This window comes from Sutcliffiella sp. FSL R7-0096, from assembly GCF_038595065.1.
In the GTDB taxonomy this organism is placed as follows: domain Bacteria; phylum Bacillota; class Bacilli; order Bacillales; family Bacillaceae_I; genus Sutcliffiella_A.
On sequence record NZ_CP152003.1, the window covers coordinates 489,189 to 507,362 of the forward strand.

The window sequence follows — 18,174 nt, forward strand, 5'->3', positions numbered from 1 at the left end:
AAGCGCCCTCTCGTAAACTAGAATTCTGCCTTCTTATGTATATATGAGGGGAAGATTCTAGTTTTTTTGTGTTTTAAGGGTATTTTTGTTGAGATTATGTTCCTAGCTGTTGATTGGAGCACAAGGCAGAGACTCCAGTGGGAGGTAGCGCTTTGATGAGAACCCGCAAGCGGAAGTTGAGGAGGCTCACCGAGCGCACCGCGGAAAGCGAAGTAGAGCGCGGAAATCAACAGTGGTGCATAACGGACTATACTTTTTAAAATACATGGTGTCAAAAGGCATATATTTCCTTTTATAGGTCAAAATAAACGGGACGATATGCTCCGAAAATAAATTATATCTATGAGGTGAATTCGGGTGGAAGGTATCCAACAAATGGTCGTGGTCCTCGACTTCGGCAGTCAATATAACCAATTAATTACTCGTCGTATCCGTGAGTTCGGAGTCTATAGTGAACTTCATCCACATACGATTACAGCAGAAGAAATCAAAAAGATGAACCCGAAAGGCATCATCCTTTCCGGCGGACCGAACAGCGTATACGGGGAAAATTCCTTCCGTTGTGACGAAGAAATCTTCGAACTTGGCATTCCTGTCCTGGGTATTTGCTATGGAATGCAATTAATGACGATGCACTTTGGTGGAATAGTGGAAAAGGCAAGCCACCGCGAATATGGAAAAGCGCTTGCTACTGTTTCCAACCAATCTACGGTATATCAAGATATCCCAGAACAACAAGTCGTGTGGATGAGCCATGGTGACTTAGTTGTTAAAGAACCTTCTGATTTTGCGGTGGATCTGACAAGCCCTGCATGTCCAATCGCTGGTATCAGCAATGAAGAAAAGAAAATGTACGGCGTACAATTCCATCCAGAAGTACGTCATTCTGTATACGGAAACGACCTGTTAAGAAACTTCGTTTATAACGTTTGCGGTTGTACTGATAGCTGGACAATCGAGAACTTCCTTGAAATCGAAATGCAAAAGATCCGTGACGTTGTCGGCGACAAAAAAGTACTTTGCGCACTAAGTGGCGGAGTGGACTCTTCTGTTGTAGCAGTTCTGATCCACAAAGCAATCGGCGACCAACTGACATGTATTTTCGTAGACCACGGCTTGCTTCGTAAAAATGAAGCAGATGCGGTCATGAAAACATTCAGTGAAGGCTTCCACATGAATGTCATCAAAGTGGACGCGAAAGATCGTTTCTTAAACAAACTAAAAGGTGTATCCGACCCTGAACTTAAACGCAAAATCATCGGAAACGAATTCATCTATGTGTTTGATGACGAGGCTTCCAAGCTTGAAGGGATCGACTACCTTGCACAAGGTACCCTTTACACAGATATCATCGAGAGCGGTACCGCAACTGCACAAACGATCAAATCCCACCACAACGTGGGCGGACTTCCAGAAGACATGCAGTTCCAACTAATCGAGCCGTTGAACACATTGTTCAAGGATGAGGTTCGTGCATTAGGTACAGAGCTAGGTATTCCGGACGAAATCGTTTGGCGTCAACCGTTCCCAGGTCCGGGTCTTGGTATTCGCGTACTTGGCGAGATCTCTGATGAGAAACTGGAGATCGTTCGCGAGTCTGATCACATCCTACGTGAAGAGATCAAGAAAGCGGGACTTGACCGTGACATCTGGCAATACTTCACCGTACTTCCTGACATCCGCAGTGTAGGGGTAATGGGAGACCAACGCACATACGATTACACAATTGGTATCCGTGCCGTTACATCCATCGACGGAATGACGTCCGACTGGGCGCGTATCCCATGGGATGTCCTTGAAGTGATCTCCACTCGTATCGTAAACGAAGTGGACCACATCAACCGCGTCGTGTATGACATTACTTCCAAGCCACCTGCAACGATTGAGTGGGAATAGAATAGCGTTAAGTTTAAAGTTTAGAGCTGACTGGAGTGCTTCCAGTCAGCTCTTTTTACTAAAAGGCGAACATTGGAAGAAAAATAATTGTCGAATGTTCGTTTTTATTGTTGACGAAAGCAGGAGGGCTTGGTAAGATAAGAACAGAAATTATCTTAATTATATAGTTCAAATCTCGTATAAATTTGGGAATATGGCCCAAAAGTTTCTACCAGGCTACCGTAAACGGCTTGACTACGAGGTAATAGGAACTACGTGATATATTCATCTGTGTTCAGTTGGATGTTCTCGCCTTTTCCTATCCTCGGAAGTTAATGGTTCACGCTCCTGGTTTATGCCAGGGGCGTTTTCTTGTTTGTACGAATTATCTTGAGGAGGATTTTGGCATGAAGAATTATTTTGAGTTTGACAAACATGGTACAAGCTATAAAACAGAATCCATCGCGGGACTAACGACATTCCTGGCAATGGCTTATATACTAGTCGTAAATCCGCTAATGCTTTCCTTGGCTAGTGTTGGGGATTACCCTGATGCGCTTCGCATGGACCAAGGCGCGATCTTTACTGCAACAGCATTATCAGCAGCAATTGGCTGTTTGATCATGGGCCTCTATGCAAAATACCCAATCGCACTTGCGCCGGGTATGGGACTTAACGCCTTCTTCGCTTATTCTGTAGTTCTTGGCATGGGCATCCCATGGCAAACGGCTCTAGCAGGGGTATTGGTTTCTGGTATCATCTTTATCTTCTTAACACTATTCGGCATTCGTGAAAAAATCATCAACGCCATCCCGGCTGAACTTAAATATGCCGTTGGAGCAGGTATCGGACTTTTCATCACTTTCATCGGTTTTCAAAATGCCGGCGTCATCGTCGGGGACGAAGTAGTACTTGTAGCGCTTGGAGATTTGACAAACGGTAATACATTACTGGCAATTTTCGGTTTAGTAATCACTGTCATTCTAATGGTTAGAGGCTTAAAAGGCGGTATCTTCTTCGGGATTGTCATTACCGCAGTGGTTGGTATGCTGTTCGGCCTTATTGATACACCTTCGAAAGTAGTGGGGGCTGTACCAAGTCTAGAGCCAACTTTTGGAGCGGCATTTGCTAGTCTAGGAGATATCTTCACAATCCAAATGCTAGTCGTAATCCTTACATTCTTATTCGTAGACTTCTTTGACACAGCAGGAACACTTGTTGCTGTAGCGAACCAAGCGGGCTTCATGAAAGACAACAAGCTTCCACGTGCAAACAAAGCTCTATTTGCAGACTCTGCAGCAACAGTGGCGGGAGCGACACTTGGAACTTCCACTACCACTAGTTACATTGAATCATCTTCCGGTGTAGCTGCTGGAGGAAGAACAGGTTTTACATCCGTTGTAACAGCTGGATTATTCATACTGTCACTGGTATTCTTTCCGTTGTTATCGGTCATCACAGAACCGGTTACCGCACCAGCCCTAATCATTGTAGGTGTGCTGATGGTATCCGCATTAGGTAAAATTGATTGGAACAAATTCGAAATCGCAGTGCCTGCTTTCTTGACAGTTATTGCAATGCCGTTGACTTACAGCATCGCAACAGGCATCGCGGTAGGATTCATCTTCTACCCAATCACGATGATCATGAAAGGGAGAGCAAAAGAAATTCATCCAATCATGTATGCGTTGTTCGTCATCTTCATTCTGTATTTTGTTTTCTTGATTGAATAGATTAATAGAAGTTTTTTAAAATCCCTGCTATAAAATGGCAGGGGTTTTTTCTTGTTGAAAATGTTTAATCGAATGTAGAGGTGGTACAGGAATAACAAGTAGATAATAAAAGATAAAGATAAGAATGGATTCGAGCATAGCGATTCATTTGTATAATGGAAGAAGGGGGGGATTATATAGAAGGAATTCACTCTTAAGATAGTAATTTAAAATTATATTAAAAAAGTAGTTGACCTTATTTATGATGGCATGGTATATTATTATTCGTTGCTGCGAAACACGGATTGTTAATTGGCCGTAACGCTTGCAACAAAAACTCAAAAAAACATGTTGACGAAAAACACACAACATGATATAGTAATTAAGTCGCCACGGAGCGACGGAAAATGATCTTTGAAAACTAAACAAAACAACAGCGTCATAACGTTAATCCTACGGGATTAACAAAATGATTTAAGTAACACAAGCTAGCAAATTTTGAGCAAAAGCTCAGACTCTTTATTGGAGAGTTTGATCCTGGCTCAGGACGAACGCTGGCGGCGTGCCTAATACATGCAAGTCGAGCGGACCTTTTAAAAGCTTGCTTTTGAAAGGTCAGCGGCGGACGGGTGAGTAACACGTGGGCAACCTGCCTGTAAGACTGGGATAACTTCGGGAAACCGGAGCTAATACCGGATAATATAAGGAACCTCCTGGTTCTTTATTGAAAGATGGTTTCGGCTATCACTTACAGATGGGCCCGCGGCGCATTAGCTAGTTGGTGAGGTAACGGCTCACCAAGGCGACGATGCGTAGCCGACCTGAGAGGGTGATCGGCCACACTGGGACTGAGACACGGCCCAGACTCCTACGGGAGGCAGCAGTAGGGAATCTTCCACAATGGACGAAAGTCTGATGGAGCAACGCCGCGTGAGCGATGAAGGCCTTCGGGTCGTAAAGCTCTGTTGTTAGGGAAGAACAAGTGCGAGAGTAACTGCTCGCACCTTGACGGTACCTAACCAGAAAGCCACGGCTAACTACGTGCCAGCAGCCGCGGTAATACGTAGGTGGCAAGCGTTGTCCGGAATTATTGGGCGTAAAGCGCGCGCAGGTGGTCCTTTAAGTCTGATGTGAAAGCCCACGGCTCAACCGTGGAGGGTCATTGGAAACTGGGGGACTTGAGTGCAGAAGAGGAAAGTGGAATTCCAAGTGTAGCGGTGAAATGCGTAGAGATTTGGAGGAACACCAGTGGCGAAGGCGACTTTCTGGTCTGTAACTGACACTGAGGCGCGAAAGCGTGGGGAGCAAACAGGATTAGATACCCTGGTAGTCCACGCCGTAAACGATGAGTGCTAAGTGTTAGAGGGTTTCCGCCCTTTAGTGCTGCAGCTAACGCATTAAGCACTCCGCCTGGGGAGTACGGTCGCAAGACTGAAACTCAAAGGAATTGACGGGGGCCCGCACAAGCGGTGGAGCATGTGGTTTAATTCGAAGCAACGCGAAGAACCTTACCAGGTCTTGACATCCTCTGACACTCCTAGAGATAGGACGTTCCCCTTCGGGGGACAGAGTGACAGGTGGTGCATGGTTGTCGTCAGCTCGTGTCGTGAGATGTTGGGTTAAGTCCCGCAACGAGCGCAACCCTTGATCTTAGTTGCCAGCATTCAGTTGGGCACTCTAAGGTGACTGCCGGTGACAAACCGGAGGAAGGTGGGGATGACGTCAAATCATCATGCCCCTTATGACCTGGGCTACACACGTGCTACAATGGACGGTACAAAGGGCAGCAAAACCGCGAGGTCGAGCCAATCCCATAAAACCGTTCTCAGTTCGGATTGCAGGCTGCAACTCGCCTGCATGAAGCCGGAATCGCTAGTAATCGCGGATCAGCATGCCGCGGTGAATACGTTCCCGGGCCTTGTACACACCGCCCGTCACACCACGAGAGTTTGTAACACCCGAAGTCGGTGGGGTAACCTTTTGGAGCCAGCCGCCTAAGGTGGGACAGATGATTGGGGTGAAGTCGTAACAAGGTAGCCGTATCGGAAGGTGCGGCTGGATCACCTCCTTTCTAAGGAATGTACGCTTGTTGTTTTGTTTAGTTTTGAGAGAGCATTCTCTCTAAATAGGCAATTCTTACGAATTGTCATAGTTGTTCCTTGAAAACTAGATAATGTAACTAATATCAAGATATTCACAAAATATCGTTCATCTTAGTAATTTTCTTTATAGATATCATCGCTGATATCGACACATGACCAATTTTGGTCGACGGTTAAGTTATTAAGGGCGCACGGTGGATGCCTTGGCACTAGGAGCCGATGAAGGACGGGACTAACACCGATATGCTTCGGGGAGCTGTAAGTAAGCTTTGATCCGGAGATTTCCGAATGGGGAAACCCACTGCTCGTAATGGAGCAGTATCTTTACCTGAATACATAGGGTAATGAAGGCAGACCCGGGGAACTGAAACATCTTAGTACCCGGAGGAAGAGAAAGCAAACGCGATTTCCTGAGTAGCGGCGAGCGAAACGGAATTAGCCCAAACCAAGAGGCTTGCCTCTTGGGGTTGTAGGACACTCAACATGGAGTTACAAAGGAACGGGGTAAATGAAGCGATCTGGAAAGGTCCGTCATAGAAGGTAAAAACCCTGTAGTTGAAACTTCGTTCCCTCCTGAGTGGATCCTGAGTACGGCGGGACACGAGAAATCCCGTCGGAAGCAGGGAGGACCATCTCCCAAGGCTAAATACTCCCTAGTGACCGATAGTGAACCAGTACCGTGAGGGAAAGGTGAAAAGCACCCCGGAAGGGGAGTGAAATAGATCCTGAAACCGTGTGCCTACAAGTAGTTAGAGCCCGTTAATGGGTGATAGCGTGCCTTTTGTAGAATGAACCGGCGAGTTACGATCCCGTGCAAGGTTAAGTCGAAGAGACGGAGCCGTAGCGAAAGCGAGTCTGAATAGGGCGAATGAGTACGTGGTCGTAGACCCGAAACCAGGTGATCTACCCATGTCCAGGGTGAAGTTCAGGTAACACTGAATGGAGGCCCGAACCGACTCACGTTGAAAAGTGAGCGGATGAGGTGTGGGTAGGGGTGAAATGCCAATCGAACCTGGAGATAGCTGGTTCTCTCCGAAATAGCTTTAGGGCTAGCCTCATGTGTTAGAGTCTTGGAGGTAGAGCACTGATTGGACTAGGGGTCCTCATCGGATTACCGAATTCAGTCAAACTCCGAATGCCAAAGACTTATCCATGGGAGTCAGACTGCGAGTGATAAGATCCGTAGTCAAGAGGGAAACAGCCCAGACCGCCAGCTAAGGTCCCCAAGTATACGTTAAGTGGAAAAGGATGTGGAGTTGCTTAGACAACCAGGATGTTGGCTTAGAAGCAGCCACCATTTAAAGAGTGCGTAATAGCTCACTGGTCGAGTGACTCTGCGCCGAAAATGTACCGGGGCTAAACGTATCACCGAAGCTGCGGACTGTTCTTACGAACAGTGGTAGGAGAGCGTTCTAAGGGCGTTGAAGCTAGACCGTAAGGACTGGTGGAGCGCTTAGAAGTGAGAATGCCGGTATGAGTAGCGAAAGAAGGGTGAGAATCCCTTCCACCGAATGCCTAAGGTTTCCTGAGGAAGGCTCGTCCGCTCAGGGTTAGTCGGGACCTAAGCCGAGGCCGAAAGGCGTAGGCGATGGATAACAGGTTGATATTCCTGTACCACCTCCACTCCGTTTGAGCAATGGGGGGACGCAGAAGGATAGGGTAAGCGCGCTGTTGGATATGCGCGTCTAAGCAGTAAGGCTGAGAAGTAGGCAAATCCGCTTCTCGATAAGGCTGAGCTGTGATAGCGAGGGAAATATAGTACCGAAGTTCCTGATTTCACACTGCCAAGAAAAGCCTCTAGCGAGGAGTATGGTGCCCGTACCGCAAACCGACACAGGTAGGCGAGGAGAGAATCCTAAGGTGAGCGAGAGAACTCTGGTTAAGGAACTCGGCAAAATGACCCCGTAACTTCGGGAGAAGGGGTGCTCTGTTAGGGTGTTAAAGCCCGAGAGAGCCGCAGTGAATAGGCCCAGGCGACTGTTTAGCAAAAACACAGGTCTCTGCGAAGCCGTAAGGCGAAGTATAGGGGCTGACGCCTGCCCGGTGCTGGAAGGTTAAGGGGAGAGGTTAGCGCAAGCGAAGCTTTGAACCGAAGCCCCAGTAAACGGCGGCCGTAACTATAACGGTCCTAAGGTAGCGAAATTCCTTGTCGGGTAAGTTCCGACCCGCACGAAAGGCGTAACGATCTGGGCACTGTCTCAACCAGAGACTCGGTGAAATTATAGTACCTGTGAAGATGCAGGTTACCCGCGACAGGACGGAAAGACCCCGTGGAGCTTTACTGTAGCCTGATATTGAATTTTGGTACAGCTTGTACAGGATAGGTAGGAGCCTGAGAAGCCGGAGCGCTAGCTTCGGTGGAGGCGTCGGTGGGATACTACCCTGGCTGTATTGAAATTCTAACCCGCAGCCCTTATCGGGCTGGGAGACAGTGTCAGGTGGGCAGTTTGACTGGGGCGGTCGCCTCCTAAAGAGTAACGGAGGCGCCCAAAGGTTCCCTCAGAATGGTTGGAAATCATTCGCAGAGTGTAAAGGCACAAGGGAGCTTGACTGCGAGACCTACAAGTCGAGCAGGGACGAAAGTCGGGCTTAGTGATCCGGTGGTTCCGCATGGAAGGGCCATCGCTCAACGGATAAAAGCTACCCCGGGGATAACAGGCTTATCTCCCCCAAGAGTCCACATCGACGGGGAGGTTTGGCACCTCGATGTCGGCTCATCGCATCCTGGGGCTGTAGTCGGTCCCAAGGGTTGGGCTGTTCGCCCATTAAAGCGGTACGCGAGCTGGGTTCAGAACGTCGTGAGACAGTTCGGTCCCTATCCGTCGTGGGCGCAGGAAATTTGAGAGGAGCTGTCCTTAGTACGAGAGGACCGGGATGGACGCACCGCTGGTGTACCAGTTGTCTTGCCAAAGGCATAGCTGGGTAGCTACGTGCGGACGGGATAAGTGCTGAAAGCATCTAAGCATGAAGCCCCCCTCAAGATGAGATTTCCTTTTACTTCGGTAAGTAAGATCCCTGAAAGATGATCAGGTAGATAGGTTCGAGGTGGAAGCATGGCGACATGTGGAGCTGACGAATACTAATCGATCGAGGACTTAACCCAACAATTGAAATAAGTGAACGATATGAATTCTTGATATGAACACATTATCTAGTTTTGAAGGATCAAGAAAGTTGAAAAACTTCTTGATTTTCTTTATCAATTTTGTATAATATTATTTGTCTGGTAATGATGGCGAAGAGGTCACACCCGTTCCCATACCGAACACGGAAGTTAAGCTCTTCAGCGCCGATGGTAGTTGGGGGATCTCCCCCTGTGAGAGTAGGACGTTGCCAGGCAAATTTAAGGAAACCAGTGCTTATTTAATTAGGCGCTGGTTTTTTTGTGTTTTTTGGGGTATGGGGAGGAGCGAGAGGGAGAGAGTATAGGTGATTTTGAGGTAGTGGATTTTATCAGTTGTTGTCGAATGGAGTTTAAATGATGTGACTTGGTTGATAACACTGAAAAGTTGACTGATAATATCCAAGCTGGCTGGATTGAAAGCAAAGATTTAGAGTGATTAATCACTTCATCAGAGCTATAAAGACAATCTGGAGGTGAATTTTCCGTCGAGATTGTCTTTATTAGGGCTATAAAGACAATCTGGAGGTGAATTTTCCATTGAGATTGTCATAATCAAGGCTATAAAGACACTCTGGAGGCGAATTTTCTGTTGAGATTGTCATCATCAGAGCTATAAAGACAATCTGGAAGCGAATTTTCCATCGAGATTGTCATAATCAAGGCTATAAAGACAATCTGGCGGCAAATTTTCCATCGAGATTGTCATCATCGCCTTCATGAAGACACTTTGGCACCGAATTTCTAACTTAAAAGGTCTTTTCCAATGCCCTTATGAGAACACTTTGGCACTCCAAAGATTTTTCCACCAAAAAGCTCTCCGCCATTTATCTCTCTCTAGATTTTCCAGTCCCAATCCTCTATACTAAGTTATCTAAATATAGAGCGTACCTAAAAAGGGAGGAAGTCCATGCATGAAGCGTATTATGGTCATTGGGGTATCGGCAGGAGCAGGTAAGTCCACGTTTGCCACCAGGCTAGGAAAAGCATTAGAGATAGATGTATTTCACTTAGATGCGTTCTTTTGGAAGCCAGGCTGGGTGGAAGCGAGTATGGAGGAGTTTACAAGCGCCCAGAAAGATATAATTCATACAAACAGCACTTGGATTGTGGAAGGGAACTATACGGCTACTTTTGATATAAGGGCAGAAAAGGCGGATATCATCATTTATTTGGAGATACCGTTACGGGTTTGTTTGTATCGTGTGATAAAGAGATGGTTAACTAACCTTGGGAACAGGCGTCCTGATCTGGGTGGAGGATGTACGGAGAGGATGGAGTGGGCTTTCATCAAGTTTATTATCACCACTTATCGGGCAAGGAAAATAGCGATGAAGAAGAGGCTGGATTTTTATCAAGAAGACAAGTTGGTTGTGAGGTTGAAGGGAAAAGCGGCCATAGAATATTTTTTACAAGCGATAGAACAATCAAAGAGTAGCTCGGCTTCTTAAATGAAGGACCGATTGCTACTCTTTTTTTACAAGTTTAAAACTGTTCGAATCTTTTAAAATTGAAGATTGCTAATAGTACAAGCAGTAGAGAAAGACTGAGTGTAGCTGCAATGACGAGTAAGCCGTTCTCTAGTAGCTCTCCTTGCATGAGGATGGAGGTGGCGTGTTCACGAAGCTTTGCTGGGCTCCATTCCATGAATTTGGTGAAGAGGCCGGTTGATACGGTTAATAGCGCTAGGAAAGAGATACTGACACCTGCAATGCCCCCTGATGTACGGAGCAAGGTTCCGGCAAGAATAGTGACAGAGATGATCAAGACAACCCATAAGCTGTAGACGCCAAGGCTTGCAAGCATGATTTTCCAGTCTACTTTGTTGAAAAGCAGATTGGTATAGTACCAGGTTAAAAGGTAGCTTAGTAGCAGAGAGACTAGGGCGATGACGAGCTGTGCCGCCCATTTGCTTAGGATGTATTGGAGTGCCTGGACAGGCCGGGCCATGACGAGTGTGAGTGTGCCATTTTGGCGTTCCATGGAGATTGCACTCATGGTGACCAGCACGAACAGTAGTGTGGCGAGCGTGCCGTATTGTCCAAGTACTCCGGCAAGCACCTCTTCTCCTGATGGAATTGGGATTTCGATGACCGCCCCTTCCGGTAGATTCCCTGCAGATTCAATAATTTGAGGCATATAGTAGCTTGTGATCGGTTGGGATATGCCAATGATCATGATGACGATAGGAAGCCAAATCCACTTTCCGTTACGCATGCTTTCCTGCATTTCTTTTACGAACAGTGTTATAAAGTTTTTCATTGGTTCATCACCTTCATATATGCGTCTTCTAGTGAATCTTGCACCTTTTCATAGTGTGATAGGGTAAGCTGTTTTTCTAGTAATCTAGTTACGAAAGCGTTACTTTGGAAGGTCGTTTCATCTACTAGAACAGTAGCTGTGTGATTGTCTAAATAGTTGATGGATTCGATATTTGGTAGGCCATCCAACTGTCCCGTGAGTGACTCTTCCGTCTTGATCTTTACCGTAGAAGTTGTATGCTCGGACCTAAGGGAGTCTAGGCTGCCGTCCCATTTGATTTCGCCGTTTTTTAGCATGATCACGGTATTGCAGACCTGCTCGGCATCATGTAGGACATGGGTGGAAAAAAGAATCGTCATGCGATTTTTGAGCTGGGTAAGAATTTTCAGGACATCGCGTCTGCCGTCTGGATCGAGGGCGGAGACGGGTTCATCAAGAATCAGGAGCTCTGGGTCGTGCAAAAGGGCTTGAGCCAGGCCAAGACGCTGTTTCATACCGCCAGAGAAACCGCCTATGCGTTTGTTCTTTACGTCTGTCAGACTGACGAATTCCAGTGTCTCCTCTATCTTGGCTTTAAGTTGTGCCTTGGGGAGATGTGAAAGTTTGCCGGCGAATTGTAAATATTCCTTTGGTGTCATCCAGGAAAAAAAGGAAGGATGCTGTGGTAGGAATCCGATTTGGTGACGATAGTCCTTTCCGTTGCTTTCTAAGAAACGGATCGTTCCGGATGTCGGTGTCAGAAGTCCGGCAAGCATCTGCAGGGAGGTCGTCTTCCCGGCACCGTTCGGGCCGAGAAGCGCGACACAACTTCCTTTTTCTATTTGAAAAGAAATGCTTTTGACGGCTTGGTGCTGCTTGAATGTTTTTGTTAAATTGCTGATTTCGATTAGCATTGTTTGTCGCTCCCTAGTCGTTTTTTCGGCCAATGACGAAGTAGAGAATCGGGCCGATGGTGGTGATGAAAAGAATGATGAGGGCCCAGACCCATTTCGGTCCGTTGGTATTTTCCTGACGAATGAGGCTGATGAGGGCCGTGACAACTAATATCAATTGTAAGACGATCAGTGGGGCTGCTAGTGACCAGTTGATGCTTTCCATTATAATCCTCTCCTTTTTTGCCTTTTATTATGGGGGTAAAACACGAATATCAGATAGAACAGGGTAGGCAGTGGAAATTGAATCAATCCCCAAATTCCCCAGAACCATGCGTAACTGCCTTTTTTCTTCGCGTCAATGAACAGCAGGATGCTTTGTGTCAACAGGATAGGGATGAGCCACGGAAGAATGGTGTATAGTTGGTCCAGTTTTTCCGGTGTCATGATAGGATGCTTCCTTCCTGTTTGGTTCTGTTTTTATGCAAGGTGTAAAAGATGATCGGTGCTACGACGAGTGCTGACACTTGTATGACGATAAACAGCATCGGTGCTTGGAACATGGCTGTGGTAAACGCTGCTAAAAGGATGAGCGCGGTGATGACAAACATGCCGAGTTCTTTTTGGAACGCTTTGCGCTTTGCTGTTTTGGCCATATGAAGTTGTTCCTGCATTTGCTGAGCGGTAGGGATAGGAGGTGACCCTAGCTCATCTAATTGCTTCCAGTCTTTGTGAAGCGTAGTTAAGAGGTCTTTATCTCTATTATTTTGTTTACTCATCGTGGTCCCACTCCTTTCTTAGCGTTTTGATTCCATTGTGGACTCTGGATTTAACCGTTCCTGTTCTGATGCCGAGCATGGTGCCGATTTCCTCATAGGTGTAGCCGTAATAATGCCTTAGTAAAATGGGTGTCCTCGTTTCTGGTGGCAGCTGGTTGAAGTCTGAGAACGTATCACTCCACTCCATGCCGTTTGATTTTGAGCGGAAAGAAAGCTGCCTCGACAGGACATGAAAGAGTCGGTGGGCCTTTTTCTTCTCGCGCTCTTTTTTCCGGATGGAGTCGATGTAGAGCCTAGAGGCGATCGAGATCATCCAGGTGGAAAATTTCCCCTCTCCTTTGAAGGAGGAGAGATGGGTGTAGCATTTCATCATTGTTTCTTGGGCGAGGTCGCTGCTCGTTTCTTCATTTAGTGTAAGTTTGAGTAAGTACTTATATAGGAAAGAATAGTGCTTCTGAAATAGCTGCGTGAAGGCATCGTCGTCGCCTGTTATTGCCTCTTGTATAAGATAAATGTCTTCTTCTTGCTCCAAATCGATGCCTCCTTTCTTTTTGTTTCTTGCAATTCCTTGTGTTCAACCATAAGACGCTGTGAGAATATAAAGCGTTCATTCTATTTTTATTTTTTTATTTTTGTGGGGTAGGGGTCCCATTTCACTTAAGTTTCCTTAAAACCACATGAAAAAACCCCTCTTAGAAGGGGCTTTAAGGTTAAGCGATAGCCTAACTTATATATTATTCGACGTCGATGTTGAAATTCCTAGAGGGGTCTGACCCTTTATTTGCCCCTTTTTCTTTATTAATCCCACCCCTCACGTAAATCTGCCGCTTGGTGTCGCTGGTGATGTGGCGGTGGAGTTGAATGAGGAGGAGGCCGTTTTCGTAGGTGGCGTCGACTTTGTCGTCGCGGACTGGGAAGGGCAGTTCGAAGGTGCGTTGGAAGTCACCTTGTGCGATGCCTTCTTCGATGAGTTCGTAGCCCTGGATATTGAGGTTGATTTGGCCTTTTACTTCAAGTTGCTGCGGGCGAATGAACAATTGCACTTGATCTGGGTTCACGAGGCCTGGCAGGCACATGACACAGAGCAATTCATTTTCTTTTTTATAGAGGTTGGTCTGAGTTTGCATGTTTTCAAAGTATGGCTCAAATCCGTTCCAGAATTCGTCCCCAAAGAACTGATCCCACTGTTTGCGCCAGTCCCCCATATTCTTGAACTGATTAAAAGGCATCATAGGCAATCACGCTTCCTTTCCTGCTTGCATGTCACTTTGCCATTAGAATATGCAGAAACTAGTGGGGAAGTGCCTAGTTAACGCCTGGCAAAAGTAAACCCGTATCTCCTTTTTATGTCGAAAAACACTGGAGCACAACCAAGGAAAAACATGGTATATTTTAAAGCGGAGGTGTTTAATCATGTCAAAAAACCATACATGGACTTTAAACGAGAACACAGAGGGAACAATCATTAGCAAGTGACGACTGGCGTTTAAACCCGTGTTGTTGCTTGCTGGAAGGTAGGTAACAATGAACACATTGGAAACAAAGCATGTGTATTACATCATGCATATTATCATTTCGCTTGCGAGCTCAATCATGTTTACGACGTATGCGATCTTTTATATTGAAGAATTGGGGCTGAATCCCCTTCAGTTAATTTTGATTGGAACGGCCATTGAATTGACCGTCATTATATTTGAAAGTGTAACGGGAGTGGTGGCGGACACCTATAGCAGGAGATTGTCGATCATCATTGCGACATTCATCTTGGGGGCTGCCTTTATTTTTGAGGGGAGTATCCCTTACTTGAGCGGCAGTGCAGTAGTTGCAGGAGTGTTGTCCGCGTTTGTCCTATTACTCATCGCCGAATTCATCCGGGGAATAGGGGAGACATTCCTCAGCGGTGCAGACCAGGCTTGGCTGACAGATGAAGTCGGCGAAGGGGCGGTTGCGAAAATATTTGTCCGCGCAAATCAGCTTAGGCTTATTGCAAGCCTTGCAGGAATCATCATCAGTGTTGTACTTGCAAGCATTGCATTGAATCTGCCTTATATTGTGGGAGGGGTTCTCTACATCTTGCTTGGGATATTCTTATGTGTATTCATGAAGGAGAAGAATTTCGAGAAGGTGGAAGCTGCTGACGACAAGCCTTGGAAGGCGATGTCATCGACCTTTCTATCAGGAATTGCCTTTATCAAAAACAAGCCGGTACTTATGATGTTGTTAGTGGTGACGGTCTTTATGGGAGCCACTTCAGAAGGCTTCGATCGTCTTTGGGAGGCACATTTGCTGGAGGCCTTCACTTTTCCGAGCATCGGGCAGCTGGATGCGGTCGTTTGGTTTGGGATCATACATTTTGTCGGCACTTTAATCAGTATCGGTGCGATGGAATGGTATCAAAGAAAATTTAATGTGAATCAGCCAAAGGTGATCAGATATAGCCTGTTCTATTTCACCATCGCACAAATTGTTTTCATGATTTTCTTTGCGGTAACACCATATTTCTACTTGGCCATTTTCTGTTTCTGGATGCTCGGCATCGTCGGCTCCATCACTGCCCCGATGTATCAGGCATGGCTGAACCAACAGCTTGAAAGCAAGTCCCGGGCTACCGTACTGTCCATCATGGGCCAGGGCAACGCGGTCGGGCAAGGACTAGGAGGCCCATTCGTAGGGGTGATCGCCACTAGATACTACATTCGCACAGCCCTAGTACTAAGCGCGATCCTGCTGTTACCGGCTGTTGTTTTGTACGGTAAAGTGATGAAGAAGTAAAAGGGGTCTGACCCTCACTCCGTTAAAGCACTAAAACCCCCGCCTCAAAGAGGCGGGGGTTTTACATTGCGTATCCGATCGTTCAGTCTTTCTTTGTCCGTTAATCCTTCTTGTCCGGATGCACCGGTTTTGTGACATTGACGAACTTTTCGCTCTTAAAGGACTTCATGAGCGAGAAGACCATGAGAATCATGATGATGGCGAATGGGAAGGCTGCGATAATGGAAGCCGTTTGTAGCGCTTCTAGTCCGCCTGTCCAAAGCAGGATTGCTGCTGCTGCCGATTGGATTAGCCCCCACACAAACTTGATGGAGTTTGGCGGATGCAGGCTACCATTGGTCGTTTGCATGCCAAGCACAAAAGTTGCTGAATCTGCTGAAGTGATGAAGAAGGTACAGATCAGGAAAATGGCAAGCCCAGACATGATCATGCCAAGCGGGTAGTGCTGCAACACAGAGAACAGTGCAACTTCCATCCCGGATTCCTCAATGACGCTATATACAGAGACTCCTTCAAAGTACTCAAGAAATATCGCAGAGCCTCCGAAAACAGAGAACCATAATCCTCCGAAAATGGTTGGAACTAATAAAACTCCAAGCAAGAATTCACGGATTGTCCGTCCTTTAGAAATACGGGCGATGAAAGTCCCCACAAATGGTGCCCAGGCAATCCACCATGCCCAGTAGAAGATGGTCCAATCCTGTACCCAAGAATTATCCGCATCAAATGGGAACAGACGGAAACTCATGGTTGGCAGGTTTTGAATATAGCTACCGATCGTTGTTGTGAACAAATCCATGATGAAATTGGTCGGTCCTGCAAATAGCAAGAAGAACATCAACGAGATGGCAAGCACCACATTCAGGTTGCTCAAGTATTTAATCCCCTTGTTCAAGCCGGTTTGTGCAGATAACATAAACAACACCGTCACGACTAAGATGACAAGCAGTTGGGTGGTGATATTGTTTGTGATAGCCGGTGTGAGGCTTGAAAGTCCACCGCTGATTTGGATTGCGCCCAGCCCAAGGGAGGTAGCGACACCGAAGATGGTAGCAAAAACCGCGATAAAGTTTATGAAAGTCCCAAGATGCCCATCAACCCGGTCTCCTAGAATTGGCCGTAAGATGGAGCTGATAACTCCTGGAGAGCCTTTTCTGAATTGGAAATACGCTAACGCAAGCGCGATGACAGAATAGATGGCCCATGGATGCAGTCCCCAATGGAAAAATGAATAGCGCATTGCTACCCTGGCCGCTTCAGCAGTTTCTCCCGCTCCGGTCGGTGGGGCGAAAAAATGATACATCGGCTCTGAAGCACCCCAAAATACTAATCCGATACCCATCCCGGCACTAAATAACATCGCAAACCAAGTGATGTAATTATACTCCGGCTCATCCGTATCTTTACCAAGTTTGATACGACCGAATTTGGTGAATATAAGAATAATACTAAATAATAGAAAGCCTGTAGCAGTTAAAAGATAGAACCAGCCGAACTTATTGACAATGAAGCTTTGAATCGCTTCAGTCGCAGGCTTTAGAGCGGCGTCTCCCAACATGCTCACGGGAATCACGCCCCAGATAATGAATAAGACAGCAACTATAATAGAAACAATAAATACAGGGGTTGTTTTCTTCATGTTGTTTGTTTTCACTCCTTCAATGATTACTCATCACTTCTTTCATAGGTTAAGTATTTGTTACAAAAACGGCAGCTATACCATCCTAACATTTCTGGGACTTTAGTCCAATTAATTTACTTTAGGTGTTTACAGGTTATAGCGAGTTCCATTAGAATTAGTTACTAGATTTGGCATCTAGGAGGCAGATATCTTGCTTGAAAACAGTTTAGTTATGGTAGCAATCATCATCATTATCAATATTGTCTATGTTTCTTTTTTCACCATACGAATGATTCTGACTTTAAAGGGGCAGCGTTACTTGGCTGCGGGAATTAGCATGGTCGAGGTTGTCATCTATGTGGTAGGTCTTGGCTTAGTGCTGGATAACCTCAATCAGATCCAGAATCTTGCTGCATATGCACTTGGTTATGGAATCGGTGTGATTGTCGGGATGAAAATAGAAGAAAAGCTGGCACTTGGATACACCACGGTAAATGTCATCACAAAGGAATATGACAAGGATTTACCAAAGCTTTTGCGTGAAAAAGGCTACGGGGTAACCAATTGGCAGGCGAACGGTCTGGAAGGCGACCGTATGGCGATGCAAATTTTAACGCCAAGAAAATATGAAGTTAGCCTCTATCATGCCATCAAAGAGCATGATCCCAAGGCATTCATCATCGCCTACGAACCGAAAACCATTCATGGCGGGTTCTGGGTAAAGGCTGTAAAGGAAAGGAAAATTAAAGAATGGATAAAACGCCGCGAAAACGAAAATTCGAAGTGATGGAAAACGAAAGCATCAGTGACTGCTTGGACCGTATGGCTAAAGAAGGCTATATGCCATCCCGCCGGATGGAAGAGCCGATTTTTCAAGAAACCATCAAAAACGGCCACAAGGAAGTAAATCCAATCGGAAGAAAAATAGTATTTGAAGGCAAGCTAATAGAAAAATAACACCAAAATACGAACAATAATCAATAAAAACAATCACATCGTTCATGATTTTCGTTGACATCAACGTTAATTGACGATAAGATAAACGTAGATGAACACGA

General features: G+C 46.1%; 14 protein-coding genes, 3 rRNA genes and 1 riboswitch. Of the genes, 9 read left to right on the top strand and 8 right to left on the bottom strand.

Annotated elements, in window-relative coordinates; translation table 11 throughout:
* Positions 1 to 375: 375 nt before the first annotated feature.
* The 6 genes from guaA to MKY77_RS02710 all read left to right on the top strand — a co-directional run bounded on the left by guaA (position 376) and on the right by MKY77_RS02710 (position 10,261).
* Positions 376 to 1,896, top strand: a complete 1,521-nt coding sequence (gene guaA / locus MKY77_RS02685; RefSeq protein ID WP_339149935.1) for a glutamine-hydrolyzing GMP synthase — start codon at positions 376 to 378, stop codon at positions 1,894 to 1,896.
* A gap of 155 nt (positions 1,897 to 2,051) precedes the next feature.
* A riboswitch (purine riboswitch) is annotated at positions 2,052 to 2,153 on the top strand.
* 129 nt (positions 2,154 to 2,282) lie between these two features.
* On the top strand, positions 2,283 to 3,608 hold the full coding sequence (locus tag MKY77_RS02690; protein ID WP_339148711.1) for an NCS2 family permease: 1,326 nt from the start codon (positions 2,283 to 2,285) through the stop codon (positions 3,606 to 3,608).
* Positions 3,609 to 4,106: 498 nt separating this feature from the next.
* Positions 4,107 to 5,658: ribosomal RNA gene (locus MKY77_RS02695) — 16S ribosomal RNA — on the top strand.
* A gap of 202 nt (positions 5,659 to 5,860) precedes the next feature.
* Positions 5,861 to 8,792 (top strand): 23S ribosomal RNA (locus tag MKY77_RS02700).
* Positions 8,793 to 8,911: 119 nt separating this feature from the next.
* Positions 8,912 to 9,028 (top strand): 5S ribosomal RNA (gene rrf, locus MKY77_RS02705).
* The 16S, 23S and 5S rRNA genes sit together here, the layout of an rRNA operon.
* A 696-nt stretch (positions 9,029 to 9,724) precedes the next feature.
* Complete coding sequence (locus MKY77_RS02710; RefSeq protein WP_339148713.1) at positions 9,725 to 10,261, top strand: topology modulation protein; 537 nt, start codon at positions 9,725 to 9,727, stop codon at positions 10,259 to 10,261.
* A 34-nt stretch (positions 10,262 to 10,295) separates the two neighbouring features.
* Here the strand turns inward: MKY77_RS02710 and MKY77_RS02715 are convergent, their stop codons facing one another.
* From MKY77_RS02715 to MKY77_RS02745, 7 genes are all read right to left on the bottom strand, one after another.
* On the bottom strand, positions 10,296 to 11,072 hold the full coding sequence (locus MKY77_RS02715) for an ABC transporter permease subunit (protein WP_339148715.1): 777 nt from the start codon (positions 11,070 to 11,072) through the stop codon (positions 10,296 to 10,298).
* Entirely contained in the window at positions 11,069 to 11,965 is an 897-nt protein-coding gene (locus tag MKY77_RS02720; protein ID WP_339148716.1) for an ABC transporter ATP-binding protein, read from the bottom strand. Before MKY77_RS02720 ends, MKY77_RS02715 begins: the two co-directional genes overlap by 4 nt.
* 13 nt (positions 11,966 to 11,978) lie before the next feature.
* The gene (locus tag MKY77_RS02725) at positions 11,979 to 12,170 is read right to left on the bottom strand and encodes a PLD nuclease N-terminal domain-containing protein (RefSeq protein WP_339148717.1); all 192 of its coding nucleotides are present in this window, start codon (positions 12,168 to 12,170) and stop codon (positions 11,979 to 11,981) included.
* Complete coding sequence (locus tag MKY77_RS02730; protein ID WP_339148718.1) at positions 12,170 to 12,391, bottom strand: transcriptional regulator; 222 nt, start codon at positions 12,389 to 12,391, stop codon at positions 12,170 to 12,172. The genes MKY77_RS02725 and MKY77_RS02730 overlap by 1 nt, the downstream gene beginning before the upstream one ends.
* The gene (locus tag MKY77_RS02735; protein ID WP_339148719.1) at positions 12,388 to 12,723 is read right to left on the bottom strand and encodes a YxlC family protein; all 336 of its coding nucleotides are present in this window, start codon (positions 12,721 to 12,723) and stop codon (positions 12,388 to 12,390) included. The genes MKY77_RS02730 and MKY77_RS02735 overlap by 4 nt, the downstream gene beginning before the upstream one ends.
* Positions 12,716 to 13,255 carry an RNA polymerase sigma factor SigY gene (gene sigY / locus MKY77_RS02740; protein WP_339148720.1) on the bottom strand — a complete coding sequence of 180 codons (540 nt, stop codon included), beginning with the start codon at positions 13,253 to 13,255 and terminating at the stop codon, positions 12,716 to 12,718. Before sigY ends, MKY77_RS02735 begins: the two co-directional genes overlap by 8 nt.
* A 202-nt stretch (positions 13,256 to 13,457) precedes the next feature.
* On the bottom strand, positions 13,458 to 13,955 hold the full coding sequence (locus tag MKY77_RS02745) for an Hsp20/alpha crystallin family protein (protein WP_339148722.1): 498 nt from the start codon (positions 13,953 to 13,955) through the stop codon (positions 13,458 to 13,460).
* Positions 13,956 to 14,247: 292 nt separating this feature from the next.
* On the opposite strand from MKY77_RS02745, the gene MKY77_RS02750 reads away from it, so the two are divergent.
* On the top strand, positions 14,248 to 15,495 hold the full coding sequence (locus tag MKY77_RS02750; protein WP_339148723.1) for an MFS transporter: 1,248 nt from the start codon (positions 14,248 to 14,250) through the stop codon (positions 15,493 to 15,495).
* A gap of 100 nt (positions 15,496 to 15,595) precedes the next feature.
* On the opposite strand, the gene MKY77_RS02755 is transcribed toward MKY77_RS02750, so the two are convergent.
* The gene (locus tag MKY77_RS02755) at positions 15,596 to 17,134 is read right to left on the bottom strand and encodes a BCCT family transporter (protein WP_339148724.1); all 1,539 of its coding nucleotides are present in this window, start codon (positions 17,132 to 17,134) and stop codon (positions 15,596 to 15,598) included.
* Positions 17,135 to 17,348: 214 nt separating this feature from the next.
* Between MKY77_RS02755 and MKY77_RS02760 the strand changes: the two genes are divergently transcribed.
* Positions 17,349 to 17,903 (top strand): DUF5698 domain-containing protein, encoded by a 555-nt coding sequence (locus MKY77_RS02760; protein ID WP_339149936.1) that lies wholly within the window; start codon positions 17,349 to 17,351, stop codon positions 17,901 to 17,903.
* Positions 17,867 to 18,073 (top strand): NETI motif-containing protein, encoded by a 207-nt coding sequence (locus MKY77_RS02765; protein ID WP_339148725.1) that lies wholly within the window; start codon positions 17,867 to 17,869, stop codon positions 18,071 to 18,073. The genes MKY77_RS02760 and MKY77_RS02765 overlap by 37 nt, the downstream gene beginning before the upstream one ends.
* Positions 18,074 to 18,174 lie beyond the last annotated feature (101 nt).

What these genes read in the sequence shown, in the direction of transcription:
- MKY77_RS02710 (WP_339148713.1), top strand. Translation starts at nt 9,725, where the DNA reads ATGAAGCGTATTATGGTCATTGGGGTATCGGCAGGAGCAGGTAAGTCC.
- MKY77_RS02750 (WP_339148723.1), top strand. Translation starts at nt 14,248, where the DNA reads ATGAACACATTGGAAACAAAGCATGTGTATTACATCATGCATATTATC.
- MKY77_RS02690 (WP_339148711.1), top strand. Translation starts at nt 2,283, where the DNA reads ATGAAGAATTATTTTGAGTTTGACAAACATGGTACAAGCTATAAAACA.
- MKY77_RS02720 (WP_339148716.1), bottom strand. Translation starts at nt 11,965, where the DNA reads ATGCTAATCGAAATCAGCAATTTAACAAAAACATTCAAGCAGCACCAA.
- MKY77_RS02715 (WP_339148715.1), bottom strand. Translation starts at nt 11,072, where the DNA reads ATGAAAAACTTTATAACACTGTTCGTAAAAGAAATGCAGGAAAGCATG.
- MKY77_RS02735 (WP_339148719.1), bottom strand. Translation starts at nt 12,723, where the DNA reads ATGAGTAAACAAAATAATAGAGATAAAGACCTCTTAACTACGCTTCAC.
- MKY77_RS02760 (WP_339149936.1), top strand. Translation starts at nt 17,349, where the DNA reads ATGGTAGCAATCATCATCATTATCAATATTGTCTATGTTTCTTTTTTC.
- MKY77_RS02755 (WP_339148724.1), bottom strand. Translation starts at nt 17,134, where the DNA reads ATGAAGAAAACAACCCCTGTATTTATTGTTTCTATTATAGTTGCTGTC.
- MKY77_RS02745 (WP_339148722.1), bottom strand. Translation starts at nt 13,955, where the DNA reads ATGATGCCTTTTAATCAGTTCAAGAATATGGGGGACTGGCGCAAACAG.
- guaA (WP_339149935.1), top strand. Translation starts at nt 376, where the DNA reads ATGGTCGTGGTCCTCGACTTCGGCAGTCAATATAACCAATTAATTACT.
- MKY77_RS02730 (WP_339148718.1), bottom strand. Translation starts at nt 12,391, where the DNA reads ATGACACCGGAAAAACTGGACCAACTATACACCATTCTTCCGTGGCTC.
- MKY77_RS02765 (WP_339148725.1), top strand. Translation starts at nt 17,867, where the DNA reads ATGGATAAAACGCCGCGAAAACGAAAATTCGAAGTGATGGAAAACGAA.
- MKY77_RS02725 (WP_339148717.1), bottom strand. Translation starts at nt 12,170, where the DNA reads ATGGAAAGCATCAACTGGTCACTAGCAGCCCCACTGATCGTCTTACAA.